Source organism: Vibrio sp. THAF64 (genome assembly GCF_009363455.1).
Lineage (GTDB): Bacteria > Pseudomonadota > Gammaproteobacteria > Enterobacterales > Vibrionaceae > Vibrio > Vibrio coralliilyticus.
In genome coordinates this window covers 77557-92812 of sequence record NZ_CP045357.1, presented here as the reverse complement: position 1 = coordinate 92812, position 15256 = coordinate 77557, and the positions used below count along the sequence as shown (strand labels likewise).

The following is a 15256-nucleotide window of genomic DNA, read 5'->3' as shown; positions in this document are numbered from 1 at the left end:
GACAACTAGGAGACACAGTATGTTCAAATCGTCCTTTCCTCGCGCCAAGATGCTATTGTGCAACGGGATCACCCTTGAAGTCTTTGACGCCGGCCAATCGCCGGGTCGTGCGCCCATCGTACTATGCCACGGCTGGCCCGAGCTTGCCTTTTCCTGGCGCCATCAGATCCCAGCGCTGGTCAAGGCTGGATACCACGTTATCGTGCCCAATCAACGCGGTTATGGGGGCTCGTCTTGTCCCGATGCCGTCTCGAGCTACGACATCACCCACTTGACGGGCGACTTGGCCGCGTTGCTGGATCACTACGGGTACGAGGACGCCATCTTTGTCGGCCACGACTGGGGCGCCATGGTCGTTTGGGGCATGGCCCTGCTTCATCCACATCGAGTTCGCGCCCTGATCAACCTCAGCCTCCCTTATCAGGTGCGCACAGACTTGCCCTGGATTGACGCGATGGAACAGGGGATGGGCGCCGAACATTACATGGTGCACTTTTGCCGTCAGCCCGGCGTCGCAGACGCTATCCTCGACCAGCATCGGTCACAATTTTTGCGCAATGTGTACCGCACCCAACTGCCTCCGGCCTCGCCAGAGCCGGGCATGGCGATGATCGCGCTGGCCCAGCAGTCGACCCCACAAGGCCAGCCACTCATGAGTGACGACGAATGGCGCGTTTATGATGCGGCCTTCGCCCACACCGGCTTTACGCCCAGCATCAATTGGTATCGCAATCTGAACCGAAACTGGCACCAACTCGCCGATGTGCCCGCCTTGGTCCACCAGCCCGCCCTGATGATCTACGGGACTCAGGACAGCATTCCCGTGTTGGCATCGCTCAGCGACTATGTCCCGAACGTGACGGCTGTGCACCTAGACTGTGGCCACTGGATCCAGCAGGAGCAACCTGACGAAACCAACCGCGTGATGCTCGAGTGGCTACGCGATCTCGAACACGGGTGCTGAGGGTGGGGCCCTAAATGGTCTGACTAAGAAAAAATTACAAAAAACAGGGCGAAAAACGGCCCATTTCTGCATGGTTTTTTCCGCCCGCAATCACTACCCTTATCGCCCTTTAAATTCGAGAGAGTACAACGATGAAAGCTTGGTTCGCTGGCATACTGATGAGCGTGGCGTGGCACGCGGGCGCGCAGTGCTATCCGTCCACCGTGCAAAGTCCGACCCCATTTATGGGGCGCAGTGGTGAGGTCTTCCAACTCGCGGACGGGACGTTGTGGGAGATCCGTCAAGCCTACGAGTACCTGTATCACTATGCCCCGCGTGTGGAAGTGTGCCCGAACCTAGGCACCTTAACGGTGGCAGGGAAAACCCTGCCGATCACCGCCCTCGGCAGGGTGGCGCTTCATCGCGACCCTTTAGGACCGCACGAGATCCTCCACTCGGCGATCGCCGGCCAGTTTAATGGCTTTGAAGGCGATACCTTGTTTAAACTCGCCAATGGACAAGTCTGGAAGCAGCAGGAATACGCCTACTGGTACCACTACGCGTACGCGCCCGCGGTCCGCATCGAGCGCGTGAACGGCCAGTATCGGATGACCGTCAACGGCGTGGCGAAAAGTATCAGTGTCCTGCGCCTAAAATAAGAGCTCAATCCTAAGCTGGAGCACCGCGAAGCAGGTGTACACAGGCTGACCAATTCGACAGTAAGCATAGGAAGGGACTCAGGTGTGTCACGACGCAGTCTATGAGGTGGCCTGATCGGTGGTAGCCGCTATCACCGCCTGTAGCGTCGTCACACATCGCTGCGTGACCTGATCACTGCTTTCGCCCATCGAAACAGAGACAATCGCGCCTTCCATCAGCACCGACAGCGCCTCGAGTAGCCCTGGATGCGTCTCACTGAGTGACTCGCCAATCAACGCTCGGACCGCCTGTTTGTGATATTGGCAATACTGGGCAATGGCACTGTTGGGATCGCCAAACTCGCCCGCCGTGTGGATAAAGAAGCAACCACGAAATGGCCCAAGTGGGGCAGCGCCGCCTGTGAACCAGCGGTGTAAGGCGTCAAACACGCGCTCAACGGTCTCGGTATCATTGGTTGACCCCGACAGACATTGGCGTAGCCAGTCGATGAAGGCCTCGTGACGCTGGGCCAATGTGGCCAGTACCAATGCCTCTTTGCTATCAAAATGCGTGTACAGCGTGCGTTTGGCGACCCCGGAACTTGCGATCACCTCATTGATGCCGATGGCGTGAATGCCATGGCGATAGAATAAGGCCAAGGCCGTGTCGATCAAATGTTGACGTTTTTGACTCATCTCTCCCTCCTTTTCATGCATGTTGACAAAAGTAGACCAATTTGTCTACTTTAAGTGGGAGACAATTCTGTCTACTTATAAGAAAGGAGTACCCATGACACAAACACAATCCGCCCTAATGGCCGGAGTGGGGGCCTCGATCGCCATTGGGATGCTGGCGCAGCTCGATCGCTTCTCGCCCGGTATGGCCTGGTTGATGGCGCCGCTTGGCGCGACCGCTGTCCTCGTTTTCGGGGTCCCAGACAGCCCGCTCGCCAACGCCAAAAACGTCGTCCTCGGCCATCTCATTACCGCCCTCATTGGCGTGGCGTTTCTCCAATCCATTGGACCCTCTGCGCTCGGCCTAGCGCTGGCCACTGGCACCGCCGTCTCCGCGATGTTGCTAACCCGCACGACGCATCCCCCTGCTGGGGCCAACCCGCTGCTGATCATGTTGACAGGGCAGGGGTGGGACTTTGTCTTGACGCCCGTGCTGACCGGTGCCATCGTGATTGTGCTGCTGGCCCACCTTTGGCGCGCGTTCCAGCGCCATTGCGCCAAGGGGATTGGCTAGGATAAGGTTGGCGCCGACATCACTCGGCGCTATGATCACTGAGTGTGTGGCCGCCCCATAGGAGCCTAGTGTGAGCCTCAATTTTAATGCGCAAGACGCGAGCCAAATCTTTGTCGGGGCCTTTGCCCTTGCTGTTCCGATCGCGTTTTCTGAAGAAGCCTGGCGCCTGGGCGAAACCCTGCCAAGCGCCAAACTGTGGTGGCTGTTCGCCTTGTCTATGGTGTTTTTGGCGCTCTACACCTACGAAAGTGTGTTCCAACGAGACATCGCTCAGCGCCGCGCGGTGTTCGTGTTTCGCATTATCACCGCCTACGTCATGGCGGCGTGTGTTGTCGCCTTAGTGTTGTATTGCCTCGATAAGTTGCCCGTGCTTGAACAGCCCTGGGTGGCCTTCAAACGCGTCATCGTCATCACCATGCCCGCCTCGATGGGAGCGATCGTTGTCGACAGTTTCGACAAGGAGTGATCACGTGTCGGTCGGCGGTGGCGTCAAAGGCGCGGTCACCTTGATCACCCCTTTTTGCAGAAGTAAGGTATTGGGGTATGTGATGATGTTGCCACTTTCATGGCGGAGCAGAACGTGAAACATGGTGATGTCGATGATGACGCCACTGATGTCCTCGTCCTTCTCGCACACCTTGACTCGATCGCCAATTCGATAGGGAAAGACGAAAAAAATCAAGACGCTGGCCGAAATATTGCTGAGTATCGACCACTGGGCGAACAAGGCCACCCCCAACACCGCGAACAGCGAGGAGAGAAACAACGAAATGTCACCATAGCCAATGCCCAGTAACAGCACGAACAGCGCTGCAAACACACTGAACGTTGAGACATGAAACGCCTTAACCACAAACTGAGTGCGCGCCATTGTGACCTGTTTTTTCTCTGCGACCGCCAACACCGCGCGCCGACCAACCCGGCGCAGCAGGGCATAGACCAACACCAGCAGTACGCCCAAAGCGATCTGCTCAAACAACGGGTGCGCTTGCATCCAACTTACCATCAAATAAACCTCAGTATTTTTAAAATCACAATTTCGAGCCCGATCACCCCGATCAGCAGGGCACACAACACCCAAAACGCCAACGGATCCGCGCTGCCCGGCAATCCACCCACATTCACCCCCAGTAATCCGGTCACAAAACTGGCGGGAAGGAAAATCCCTGCGATGACCGAAAATAAATACGTGTTGCGGTTCATGAGTTGGGTTTGGCCTTGATGGACAAGCGCCAAGGCGTGCGCAATTTGATCGAGATAAAAATCGATCGATTCGTTGAGCCGAGCCACCGTGTCCTGCGCGTTGTTAAAATGGTGAACCTGTTGAGAGAGCGCGGGGACCTGCGCGTGCAACAAGTCTTCCAGCGCATACCGCTGTGGCTTCAGGTAGCGGCGTAGTCGCAAAAGACGCGTATGCAGTAGGTTCAACGGCTCCAGGTCCGAAACTTGTGGGACGTCAAACGTCGCGATTTGTTCTTCCACTGGCGTCAGAAAGTGGGCGATCGCGTCGTTGATGCGGCTCACCATCCACACTAAAAGTTCAGCGACCGAACTCGGTCCCTGATGGCGTTGTAATGCCTCGATCACCGTTGCGACGGCCCGTGACGGCAGTTTGCGTGTCGAAATCAAGGCACCGCGATACCACAAGAGACGCACGCTGAGCATGTCGTCCGGATCCGCCCCTTCATTGAGATTGATGTCCCGCAGGATGAACAGAAAACAATCCTCACCATACGTTTCAAATCGCGGACGCGTGTCGTCCGCCAATAACGACGCGATCAATGACTCCGGTAACGATTGGGATTGCAACCACACACGCAGTGTTGGGGTATCCCGTTGGCAGTGGTACCAATGTGCTGGGGCGAGCGTCTCGCCCAACGACGTCAGTGGCTGTGGGGTGCCCTGATCAAACCGCCATCCTGAAATTAAACCATCCCCCATGCTGATCCTCCTCTGTGCGGCGACCCCATGTGGCGCACGCGTAACTGTCATTTAGGCGACTTTGGCCAGGCTGTCAAACCATTTCGCTCGTGAACCTGGCTCTCTACCGACTAAAGGGGCGTAAAATAATTAGAGTACATAATAAAAATCATTAAACATGGAGGTGGTGCGCTTCTTGAATATTATGGTTTGGTTGATTTAATCTGAGATTTTGTCACAATGGTAGTCTGAAGAATCATTAGAGGACGAAACAATATCCTAACCCATTCCAGACGGAGTCATACCATGATGTCGACGCCCCATGTCAGTACACCAATGAGGGGAAACCTCCCCCTATTCTCACAATCGTTCACGCGAGCCAAAGGCTGCTGGCTTGAAACGCCACACGGAGAGCGATACTTGGATACCCAAGCCGGTCTCAACGACCTGATTTACGGTCACAATAACCCCCAGTTGAAACACGCCCTGTTGAACTACATCGAACGCGACGGTTTATCAATCGGTGTGGCGGGGCAGTCTGAAGCCGAAGCAAGGTTCATTCGTACCCTAACACGACGCATTCTCGCCCCCCGACAAATGACGTATCACGTGGCAATGACGGCGCCCAGCGAGGCGCAGGCCCTCAAACAAGCGGTGGCATTAGCCAAAGCCGATACAGGCCGTGACACCGTGGTGACGCTCCAGCCTAAAATCTCTAGGCGGCCCTCCGGCTGGCAGGATCAAGGTCCACGTCATCACAAAGACGATCACATCGTCGTCTCCGGGTTGGCAGATCTTCGCCGTTGGCTCGGCGGCTCGGCGTCAACCCCGCCTGCCGCTGTGATCATTGAAACTGTGCAGCGTCATGCTGGAATGCGTGTGCTGTCCGACCGCTGGCTGCGCGCCGCTCAGCAATTGTGCCACGCCCACGGCGTCTTGTTGGTGTTCAATGAGACCCTGGCCGGTTGTGGACGCACCGGACGCTTCTTCAGTTTTGAGGCCTCCGGAGTCCAGCCCGATCTGATCGTGCTGTCCCAAGCGCTTGGCGGATACGGATTGCCATTGGGACTCGTGTTGTACGCCCCCGACCTGGCCTGCGCGCCTCCATCGCCTGCTAACGCACCGACCCCCGACCATGCGCTGATCACCGCGGCGACGGCGCTCGACATCTACTGGTCAGACGGTCAGTTTGAGTCGCACGTACAGAAACAAAGCGCGCAACTGACCGCGGGACTCCGTGACTTGGTGCGTATGTGCCCTGAAGTGTTTCTCCGCCGAACAGGAAGTGGGATGGTGCAAGGCATGCAATGTCGGACCCCCGACGTGGCTCGTCGAGTTATCGAGGCCGGTTTTCGTGAAGGCGTGCTGCTGAACACCGTGGATGACGCCGGCACCGTGTTGGCACTGTGTTGCCCGCTGCCCCTGAACTCGCTGGAACGCGAGCAGTTGATCGCTCGACTGCGAGCGGCCGCCTACGCTGCCCGGCATGCAGAGCTAGGCGCGCAGACGTCACCGGCGTAATGGAGGGCACATCGATATGTCTACACACGCAATGCGCCATCGGGTGGAAAAAATTGGCGGCGCCTCTATGCTGGATATGGACGCGGTGTTAGACAACATCGTCCTGCGTCCCCCTGTCTCACAACGCTACAATCGTATCGTGGTGGTCTCGGCGTGCCAGGGGATCACCGATGCGCTGCTCGAATGTCCTCATACTCACACCCCAGGGGTTTTCCATCACCTCTTGGCATTCAGTAAAACGTGGGAGCGCGCCTTAGACACGGTACTTGAGCGTTTGTTGTTGATCAACGATAACGTGTTCGCCGATCCCATGCTGCGCCGGCGTGCGGATCAGTTCATTGAGCAGCGAGTCAGCCGGACCCGAGCCTGGGTTCGTACCCAGCTCTCCGTGTTACCGCATCGTCCTCACGCTGAGCACCGCGGGTGGCGTGCGATTCGGGCGCGCCTGGCCGCGATTGGTGAGGCTCACAGTGCCTTCAATACGGCACTTAAAGTGCAGCGACAGGGTGTTCGAACCCGACTGGTGGAGATCGCCGGTGAGCCGACCAGCGAGCGCCCATGTCTCACACATCAAATCACCGCGGCGATGCAGGAGTGGGACTTGCAGCGAGAACTGCCCATTGTAACCGGCGATCCGTCCTTGCCACCCACCGGGCCTGCTCACGCGGATCGCCGATACGCGGACGTAACCTTGGGTCGGGTCGCCGCGATCACCCGCGCCGATCACGCCGTGGTGTACAAAGCGCACCCCCTGAGCACCGCTGATCCGAACGTAGTGGAGGGCACGCGCCCCCTTGGACGTGTGTCTCACCAGACGGCCGAACAGTGGTCCTCCTGGACACAAGAGGCCCTGCACCCTGACGCCGTTAAACGGTGTCGGGAACACGACATTGATTTGCATGTGAAATGTACCTTTGCGCCGGAGGCCCCGAGCACTGTGTTTACCCATGATATTGACGAGGCGCATCGATCGCCCGTTGCCGTAACTGGGCAAGAAGGGGTGTACGCCATCTGGGTTGCCCCCCCTGTCAACCAGGCGCGACTGGCTAACCTGCAGGCCGGTTTGGATAGTGATACGACCATCGTTCACCAAGCGCAGGATGCCAATGGGCTCAGCCTATACCTGGCAGGACCCTCATCGGTTTCCAGTCGGTGTTTTGCTGAATTGCTGCGTCGCGCTCCGCAAGCGCGTATCACGCACGCTCGCGTGTCGCTGGTGACGGTGTTGAGTGACAGCGTAACGGGTTCGGCGCTTCTGGCGTCGGGCCTACGTGCACTCAAGGCCCAAGGCATAGAAGTGTTGAGACGTCACCATCGCGCCAACAGCGCTCAATTCAGCATCCGGTGCAGTCAATACCAAGCGGCGGTGTGCGCCTTGCACGGCGCGTTAAGTCAGCGCTGACGCCGTGATCGTCAGAGGACGGATGAACGCGGCTCTTGCGTCGTCGAAATGGCATTTCTGCCTTTGTCTTTTGACACATAGAGGGCAGCGTCTACTGCTTGGAGGTAGTCAGGGGGCAGACGATTGCTCTCTGGCACCATCGCCCCCACGCCCATGCTCAGAGTCACATGCGAGGCAATCGGGGAGTCGGGGTGGTCAATGTGCTCAAGAGTCATTGCCGTACGGATCTTTTCCGCCACGGCACACGCCTCCTCAAGCGCGGTGTTCGGCAACAACACGGCAAACTCCTCACCCCCATAGCGCGCCACCAAATCGCTGCCACGCTGCGCAGACCGTTCAAGAACAGCAGCGACTTGTTTGAGGCACGCATCGCCGGCGCCATGCCCTAGGGTGTCGTTGAATCGCTTGAAGTAATCAATGTCCATCATGATCAGCGCCAGTGGCGTCTGATCTCGATGGCATCGCTTCCATTCCGAATCGAGACGATGGTCAAACGCACGGCGATTAGCGATGTTGGTCAGGGCATCTTTCAGTGACAACAGCTCCAAGTCTCGATTCAGCTTGGCCAAGGTTTCATTAGCCTGAAACAGCTCTAAGGTTTTTTCGTTAACGCGCTGCTCGAGCACTTGATTGGCGTCGATGAGCTTGTCCGCCATCTGATTGAAGGCTTTGGCCAGCATACCGAGTTCATCCTTAGTAAAATGACGGATGCGCTGCGTCAAATCCCCATTGGCGATCATTGCCGCCACATAGGTCAAGTCGATGATGGGTTTGGTGATGGTGCGTGAAAGGAGCAGCACCGCTATTCCACCCAGCAAAGCGGTCACCAATGAGGCGACGGCCAAAAATTGTTTCTGTTCACCGATAATACCTAACGCGTCGGCGTAGTCGATTTTGTACACCAGCCCCAAGTTCAGATCTTTGAAGGTGTAGGCCACCGCCAGTACCTCTTTGCCTCGATGGTCACGATAAGTGCTGATGTCGTCGTCTTTGTCTCTGACCAAAACAAACGGGTTGACCCAAGTGTTGCGATCGTAGCCCAACGTCAACGATTCGGGATAAATAGGGGAAATCGAGCCCGTAGAGGGGCTTTTGTACACCAGAGTCGTTTCCTCCGTGCTGCCGAGACCGAATTGGGTGTTGGTGATCACCGCAAAGTCGTTCAAATTCATTTCCAACACCACGTACCCGATCGCCACCCCATCACGGATGTTTTTCATCGGCGCTTGTGCATCGGTAATGATGGTGTCGATGCGAGCGATCAGTTGATCACGCTCCTCGGGTGCTTGGATCTTGGCTAACGTTTGCACCGATAGACGCAATTGAGTGCGTGAGCCGATCAGAGACACCCGATCGTGGTACTTGCGCAGCACCTGGTAAACCAACATTTTTTTGTTGTTGGCCACCGTACGCAGGTGATTGACGACCACCTTTTCTATCGATTCTTGGCTCTTGTAGTGGTACAACGAGCCAGTGAACACCAACGAAATCATGATGATGCCCAGCAAGATGATGGTGATTTTTTGACGGATCCCAAACCCGCTTGGTGTCAAATTCATCGGTCCAGACATGGTGTGGGGTCCTTAGGCTTTCTCTATAGCTTAGAATGGCTGATCCAAATGACCAAATCGGGCAGCGGTGTCCCCAGCAAAACCGCGTGAGCTATACTCAAAGAAAACCCATCACATCGTCGATGCCTAGGTCAGTGCGTTAGGAGGCGGTGTCGTCAGCGCTCCGGTTGGCGACCCCCATATACGAAACGAAAGAGGGCCACCCATGGACAACGACAAGATTTTCCCCGATGTGCCGTTGAGCAGCCGCGAGCTCAGTGACGTGTTTGCGCACATCCAGCTCGCCTGCGTACTTGCGTCTACGGATCGGAAGATCTTGAGTATGAACGCCGCAGCCCAGCGTCTGTTTGGCTACGATGAGCGTGTGATTGGGCTAGGTACTGAGGTGCTGTATGCCCAGTTAGATGAGCACATCTTGCAAGGGCACGTTCGATGCAATCCCGATGCTGCCAACTCGGCGGAATCGGTGGTGATCGAATACCAAACCCAAGATGGGCACCGATTTCTGGGCAAGACGAGCAGTGGGGTCATCAAGGGCCCGAGCGGCGAGGTGCAGTGTTTCATCGCCTTCATCCAAGATGAGTCTGAACGTCTCAAAGCCGAGCGCACACTCAACAAATTACACTCCATCACCTCGTCACGACGTTTCGATTTTACCCAGCGCGTGCAAGCCATTCTTGAATTGGGGTGTGAGCAGTTTGGCCTGCCGATTGGTATCTTTAGCCACATTGAAGGTCGCCATTATGAGATCCGTCAAGCGATCCACCCTGAGAATTCGCTCGTCCCAGGCATGACGTACGAACTGGGAGAGACCTACTGCTGCCAAGTTTATCAAGCGAATGATGTACAAGGCTTTCACTGCGTGTCTCAAAGCCACATTGCGACGCATCCTTGTTTCGCGGCCTTTGGACTGGAAGCCTATTTGGGGGCACCGATCTTTGTCGACGGCGAGCGTTATGGGACCCTGAACTTCTCCAGCCCGACCTCTACACGCCCGTTTCGTCCTCAGGACAAAGAGTTAGTACGCCTGTTTGCCGAGTGGATCGGGCACGAATTGGCACGTCAACAAGATCTCGATGCCCTCAAACACGCGCGCAATCAACTCGAAGTCCTCGCCAGTACCGATCCGCTGACCGGACTCGCCAACCGCCGTTACATTGAATCCACGTTAGACAAACAACTTGATTTGCATCACCGCTATGGCCTCCCCCTCGTGGTGGCGCTGTTCGATTTTGACCACTTTAAGCGCGTCAACGACCAGTTTGGTCACCAGATGGGCGACGAGGCTTTGCAACGGTTTGGGGCCATTGTGGCCACACTGACGCGAAAAGAAGACGTCTACGCGCGTTGGGGGGGCGAAGAGTTTTTGGCCCTGTTGCCTAATACGTCACTAGACGGGGCGCTGACGCTGATTGAGCGCATCACGCATAGCGTCAAAGCCCAGCCACTGGAGTACAACGGCGCACCCATCGCTTTGAGTGTCAGTGTAGGGGTCACGGCGGTTCATGAGCAGGATACCGCGTCGAGCGTGCTCAAGCGCGCGGACGCGCTACTGTATCGAGCCAAAGCCAATGGCCGGGACCGGACCGAATCCGATCCGGTTGACGATCCAGCTCGCTGAGCGGAGGCTGGCGTGAGATGGGATCATGACCGTCGCGCGACAAGCACCTGAAGTAGGACAAACACCAACCACATCACCACACTGGGCATCAGTTTGAGATCCCACAGAGCCAGGCCGTGTTGCGACCACAGCGCCCGCACGTCAGGTGTCAGGGCGTCGGGCCACGGCACCGTTACGATAGCCACGCCAGCCAATGACACCATCAGCGCCATCCCCATCAAGCCCGCTGCGATGTAGGTTGAGAGATACCCTGCTCGATGCAGCAACCACACCAACAGAGCAGTGGCCGAGACGGTCAGTTCGAATGGGGCGTGCATACGTCAGCCTCCTAGGTAAGCGGGAGTTACAAGCCTAGACGCGATGGCCGGGTTTTGCGAGTTTCCCGCCCTAATCAGTGTCAGGCGTCTGGATCCACAAACGATGCAAATCCAAGTAGCCATTGGATTTCATGTGTAGGCCTGCGATTTGTGGGTGTCGGTTGATGATTTTTCGGCCATAAAAGAGGGGTAAAATGCGCCGCTCAGAAACAAAAGGGGCAATCAAGGCAAGCAAATCGTCGCGACCCGAGTACTGCGCCATCACACCCTGTACCTGCTGACGATGGCGCTCCAACGCTGGCTCAGCGAGGCAATAACGCAATACGCCCGAAGTGAGCAACCAGTCGTACAAACCATATTCCAACGGGGGCTCTAAGATCTCTTCAGTGAGCAAAAAATCCACGTGAGGGCGATAGGTGCTCAAATCGTCCAGGTTGTCCAATGTCAGGCACGTTACTTCCAACCCTGTACGCTCAAGCGTTGCCACCACCCAATCGACCAAGGCCTGCTTGTAGTGCAGGCGCCACGCAGGGTGGCCTAACACGACCCGACCCCTCAGCGACGGCCGGTTGGCAGTCTCAGGCCAGCAGCGATCGAAATGGTGGACCGTGCGCAGCTGTGTTCGCTCGGTGTGTTCGGGACGTTGGGCGGCCACGTACGCCATCAACGCCTGGATGTCGTCCGGATCCAACGGGCACGACGCGGTTGGGTTGGCCGCAAGAATGGAGTAAGCGTGAATGTCGATCTGCTCGCTGGTCTCCCCCTCGTGGTGCAGACTCATGACGCGATCCAGTTCACTGCCTTGATGGAACAGCGTGATGTCGCTGAGCAATGCGCTGTCGGCAAAGTAATGCGGATTGCGTTTAAGCGTCAATTGATGAGGTTCCCACGCCTCAAGCTGCAGTGGGCCTGTGCCAATGAAGCAGGTCCCCTGCGCATAGGTGCGCGGACGCTGACTGGTGATGCTGGCATTGGCGGTGGTCAAAGCGTAGATAAACAGGGGGTTGGGGCCCTCGAGTGTGATCACCACGGCTTGGCAGGCGGACTCCCATCGTACCGACACCACTTGCCGGAACAACCATTGAAATGGCCCGTTCGTGTCGCGAAGCCGACGCAAGCTCGACACCACATCTTCTGGTGTGAGCGGCAGACCATCGTGGCATTTAACGTTGGGTCGCAGCCAAAATCGGTAGATGGTGCCATCGTCATTAATGGCGTGATCGAACGCCAGATGGTCGACCAGAAAACCATGTTCATCGATGCGCAATAAGGTGTCATACAGTGCGCTCGACACTTGCAACTCGGCTGACCAATACGTGTCACTGGGTGTCAGGACTCGAACGTACGGGTAATGAGTCACGGTCAGCGCATTGTGTGCCCGTTGCCACTCATCCGTTTCCTGCATCGCGGCCCGCAGCAGCTGAGGGGCCAGCGACTGGTAACTTTGTACGTACTTGGCTAAGCGATCGAAGCGACCAGTGGCCAGATCGCCACGAATGGCCTCGGATAAGGCCGTTTCCAGAGAGACCCGCACCACCAATTGACTGGCTTTGCCTCGGCCCACACCCGGCGTCCAGTCAATCCAGCCTTTTTGCTGCAGCGTTTTGAGGATCGACGACGCATTGCGACGAATGGTAAAAAACACCTCCTCCAACTCGCCCAACGTCACCTCGTAAGACTGTCCGAGCTGATAATGGCTTAGCATCTGGTCGAGGCGTCGTAACGGCAGATCATTTTTCATAGCGACACTTGCTTTTCATGGTGGGCCGTCCCGGTCCCCGGCAGTACAGTGAGTCCTCGTCACACCTTGTGATTGAGGTTTCTCCTAGTATAGGAGACGATGGCGAGGGCCGCGCCTATTGGCTGAGCCCGCCCACGCAAACCGAATGGCTATGCGTCGCGAGAGTATAAAAATCCGTTTCTAGCCACAAGAGGGGCGAAAGAGGAGACTGAACCAACGTCTCATTTCTGGTGCCTTCGACCCTACAGATCCATGTCAACGTCTTATAACTGAGACCCTGATGTCGCTTGGCTTGCACGCCGGTATCCATCCCGCATAGTATGAACCTTAACCCCTTTGACCTTATCGTGGAGGTAACCGGTGACTATTCGTCCCGTCCTTCGTCACCATCGACGTGATTTGCTGGAGATCATGGCATTGCGCGCTACCGAAACCCAGCATCCCCAATCTCTTACCACCCTCGACGCCTATTTGGCGCGCGACGTCTACATCCCAGGCACGCACATCTGGGCGCACTACCAGGGAAACGGCGCTGTACTCGGGTTCATCAAGCTCCGACGCCAGGCGGCGACCTGGCGTGTGAAGGGCCTGTTTGTCGCGCCACACGTCCGGCAACAAGGCATCGCACGCCAACTGGTGCGTGCCGCGGCGAATGCAGTTTGTCAGCGCGGTGGAGACACAGTCGAGTGGTGCCCGCCCGCCATACCGATGCCTGAGGGGTTCATCTCGGCTTGGCCCCGCCCACACTGTGGTGCAGACGGAATGTGTCGGTACGATCGCTCGCAGCTCGACGCCTTGGCCTTTCTGCCGTGAATTACTCGTTACAGGACGTGCAATTCAATATGTGATCACATGCATAATAAAGGTCGCAGTTGTTCACTAGACTTCTGACGTTACGCCCTGAGTCCTCAGGGTAGGGCTATACTGAGCCCGTTTACGAAAGGAGTCTGATTATGTGTACCATTGGCGCCGTTTTCGACGGTAATCAATTGCATACGTTCAAACAGTGCGACCTTATCCCGGTCACGCACTTCCACCCACCCCAAGTTCGTAGGGGTCAAAACGGCGTCGAGTCTTACATCGCCATGACGCGTGAAGGCAGCGAGGGGATCTGGGCTGGAACCAATGACGCGGGCGTTAGCTTCGTGGCCGCCGATTCCTGCACCACCACCGCCGCAAATTACTCGCCCAGCGCGGGCGAAATGCACGCCTTGTTTGAGGCATACGAGGCCACGGTGCGTGGACATACCAACGCCACCCAAGCGGCGATGCATTTGACGCAGTTTTACTTGTCAATGGGCAGTGCGACGCCTTTTCCCGCGCCGGATATCGCCCTCGTGTCCGGCTGGGCGGACGATACGCGCAGCCGCAAGGTGGCGATTTTCATTGAGTATATGCCCAACCCCTACAATCAGCGTCCGGTGCGCACCATCTGTCGTGACGACGGCCATTTTGTCTCGACCAACCACTTCAGACTGCAACCGGACTCGGTGCATTATCCTGCCAATCACAGCACGTACTTGCGCCTACATCGGGCCGAGACACTGTTGCAACAGACGCCGAATCGAGCAGGGGTTGAACAGTTGCTGTCGGATCAATATTACGGCAGTACTGAATTGTCCATTTGCCGAGAGACCGACTTCATCGGCAGCGAGTTTTTCACCCAAGCCACCGCGCTCTTCTCCTTAGACAAAAGTCAGCCTGAATGCCGCTTCCAAGTCAATGGCAATCCCCGTAACCAACCACTGCAACGTTTTCATGAGACTTCCCTATGAAAATGCTGACGCTCTTTATCGAGCGCACGAACCTCTGCGATCTTGGGTGTTGACCTTCTGCGCCTCTACGACGGCGACGACATGATGGTGACTGACGAATTCCATACCCCTATGTGGGTTCCCATCCAGGGCGTCCAGATCTTATGAGCCTGCTTCCGCGATCCGCACACCGGGTCGCGGGTGTCTGTGAAGGTTCAGCTCGTTCAATTGGTTGTTTTTAATTGATTTTGATGATGGATTCGCTCGGACATATAAGTGATGAGCATCACAAAAACACGCGCTTTTGGTAAGGTTTTGTTACAATTTATCAGTGGTCGAATCTCAAAAATGAGAATCCTGCGGTAAAAAGCGCCTTGTTTCGATCAGACAAACCCGCCGCCCCCCCTCGAAGGCCGACAATCGGCTCGACGCGTCGTCTCTGATCGGACACCTGTTTCAATGACATGCCATTCGATGCTAATGCTCACGCGTTCGGCAGAACTCCTTGTCTCGATCGCTCAGTGCTGACCGCGGGTTCCCGTTCCTCGCGCACGGTATGGCTGTCAACGATTACCGTTC

15 protein-coding genes are annotated in these 15256 nt (G+C 56.6%); 9 read left to right on the top strand and 6 right to left on the bottom strand.

Translation table 11 applies throughout. The features are described 5' to 3' along the window. Positions 1 to 19: 19 nt before the first annotated feature. Entirely contained in the window at positions 20 to 964 is a 945-nt protein-coding gene (locus FIU99_RS25260; protein WP_043011812.1) for an alpha/beta fold hydrolase, read from the top strand. 131 nt (positions 965 to 1095) lie between these two features. Next, the gene (locus FIU99_RS25255; RefSeq protein WP_152472673.1) at positions 1096 to 1602 is read left to right on the top strand and encodes a hypothetical protein; all 507 of its coding nucleotides are present in this window, start codon (positions 1096 to 1098) and stop codon (positions 1600 to 1602) included. Between the two features lie 99 nt (positions 1603 to 1701). Here the strand turns inward: FIU99_RS25255 and FIU99_RS25250 are convergent, their stop codons facing one another. Further along, positions 1702 to 2277 carry a TetR/AcrR family transcriptional regulator gene (locus FIU99_RS25250; RefSeq protein WP_152472672.1) on the bottom strand — a complete coding sequence of 192 codons (576 nt, stop codon included), beginning with the start codon at positions 2275 to 2277 and terminating at the stop codon, positions 1702 to 1704. 94 nt (positions 2278 to 2371) lie between these two features. Here FIU99_RS25250 and FIU99_RS25245 point away from each other — a divergent pair, with 94 nt between their 5' ends. Together FIU99_RS25245 and FIU99_RS25240 are read left to right on the top strand one after the other, a co-directional pair. Beyond that, positions 2372 to 2830 carry an HPP family protein gene (locus FIU99_RS25245; RefSeq protein ID WP_095573343.1) on the top strand — a complete coding sequence of 153 codons (459 nt, stop codon included), beginning with the start codon at positions 2372 to 2374 and terminating at the stop codon, positions 2828 to 2830. 70 nt (positions 2831 to 2900) lie between these two features. Then, positions 2901 to 3296, top strand: a complete 396-nt coding sequence (locus FIU99_RS25240; protein ID WP_006958675.1) for a DUF2391 family protein — start codon at positions 2901 to 2903, stop codon at positions 3294 to 3296. On the opposite strand, the gene FIU99_RS25235 is transcribed toward FIU99_RS25240, so the two are convergent. After that, a complete protein-coding gene (locus FIU99_RS25235) occupies positions 3297 to 3836 on the bottom strand; it encodes a mechanosensitive ion channel family protein (RefSeq protein WP_019277158.1) in 540 nt (179 codons plus the stop codon). It lies immediately after the preceding gene. Then, positions 3836 to 4771 (bottom strand): CorA family divalent cation transporter, encoded by a 936-nt coding sequence (locus tag FIU99_RS25230; protein ID WP_040122531.1) that lies wholly within the window; start codon positions 4769 to 4771, stop codon positions 3836 to 3838. The genes FIU99_RS25235 and FIU99_RS25230 overlap by 1 nt, the downstream gene beginning before the upstream one ends. A 399-nt stretch (positions 4772 to 5170) precedes the next feature. Between FIU99_RS25230 and FIU99_RS25225 the strand changes: the two genes are divergently transcribed. Both FIU99_RS25225 and FIU99_RS25220 read left to right on the top strand, forming a co-directional pair. Further along, complete coding sequence (locus tag FIU99_RS25225) at positions 5171 to 6271, top strand: aminotransferase class III-fold pyridoxal phosphate-dependent enzyme (protein WP_216651104.1); 1101 nt, start codon at positions 5171 to 5173, stop codon at positions 6269 to 6271. Positions 6272 to 6287: 16 nt separating this feature from the next. Continuing rightward, positions 6288 to 7673: an aspartate kinase gene (locus tag FIU99_RS25220; protein ID WP_152472671.1), complete on the top strand. Its 1386-nt coding sequence runs from the start codon at positions 6288 to 6290 to the stop codon at positions 7671 to 7673. 11 nt (positions 7674 to 7684) lie between these two features. On the opposite strand, the gene FIU99_RS25215 is transcribed toward FIU99_RS25220, so the two are convergent. After that, complete coding sequence (locus tag FIU99_RS25215) at positions 7685 to 9244, bottom strand: diguanylate cyclase (protein WP_152472670.1); 1560 nt, start codon at positions 9242 to 9244, stop codon at positions 7685 to 7687. 205 nt (positions 9245 to 9449) lie between these two features. On the opposite strand from FIU99_RS25215, the gene FIU99_RS25210 reads away from it, so the two are divergent. Further along, the gene (locus tag FIU99_RS25210) at positions 9450 to 10865 is read left to right on the top strand and encodes a diguanylate cyclase (RefSeq protein ID WP_043011821.1); all 1416 of its coding nucleotides are present in this window, start codon (positions 9450 to 9452) and stop codon (positions 10863 to 10865) included. Between the two features lie 23 nt (positions 10866 to 10888). Here the strand turns inward: FIU99_RS25210 and FIU99_RS25205 are convergent, their stop codons facing one another. Together FIU99_RS25205 and FIU99_RS25200 are read right to left on the bottom strand one after the other, a co-directional pair. Then, on the bottom strand, positions 10889 to 11182 hold the full coding sequence (locus FIU99_RS25205) for a hypothetical protein (RefSeq protein ID WP_152472669.1): 294 nt from the start codon (positions 11180 to 11182) through the stop codon (positions 10889 to 10891). 70 nt (positions 11183 to 11252) lie between these two features. Further along, positions 11253 to 12923: an ABC transporter substrate-binding protein gene (locus FIU99_RS25200; protein ID WP_099608864.1), complete on the bottom strand. Its 1671-nt coding sequence runs from the start codon at positions 12921 to 12923 to the stop codon at positions 11253 to 11255. Between the two features lie 360 nt (positions 12924 to 13283). On the opposite strand from FIU99_RS25200, the gene FIU99_RS25195 reads away from it, so the two are divergent. Together FIU99_RS25195 and FIU99_RS25190 are read left to right on the top strand one after the other, a co-directional pair. Next, a complete protein-coding gene (locus FIU99_RS25195; RefSeq protein WP_152472668.1) occupies positions 13284 to 13736 on the top strand; it encodes a GNAT family N-acetyltransferase in 453 nt (150 codons plus the stop codon). Between the two features lie 140 nt (positions 13737 to 13876). Then, complete coding sequence (locus tag FIU99_RS25190) at positions 13877 to 14698, top strand: carcinine hydrolase/isopenicillin-N N-acyltransferase family protein (protein WP_095573336.1); 822 nt, start codon at positions 13877 to 13879, stop codon at positions 14696 to 14698. Positions 14699 to 15256 lie beyond the last annotated feature (558 nt).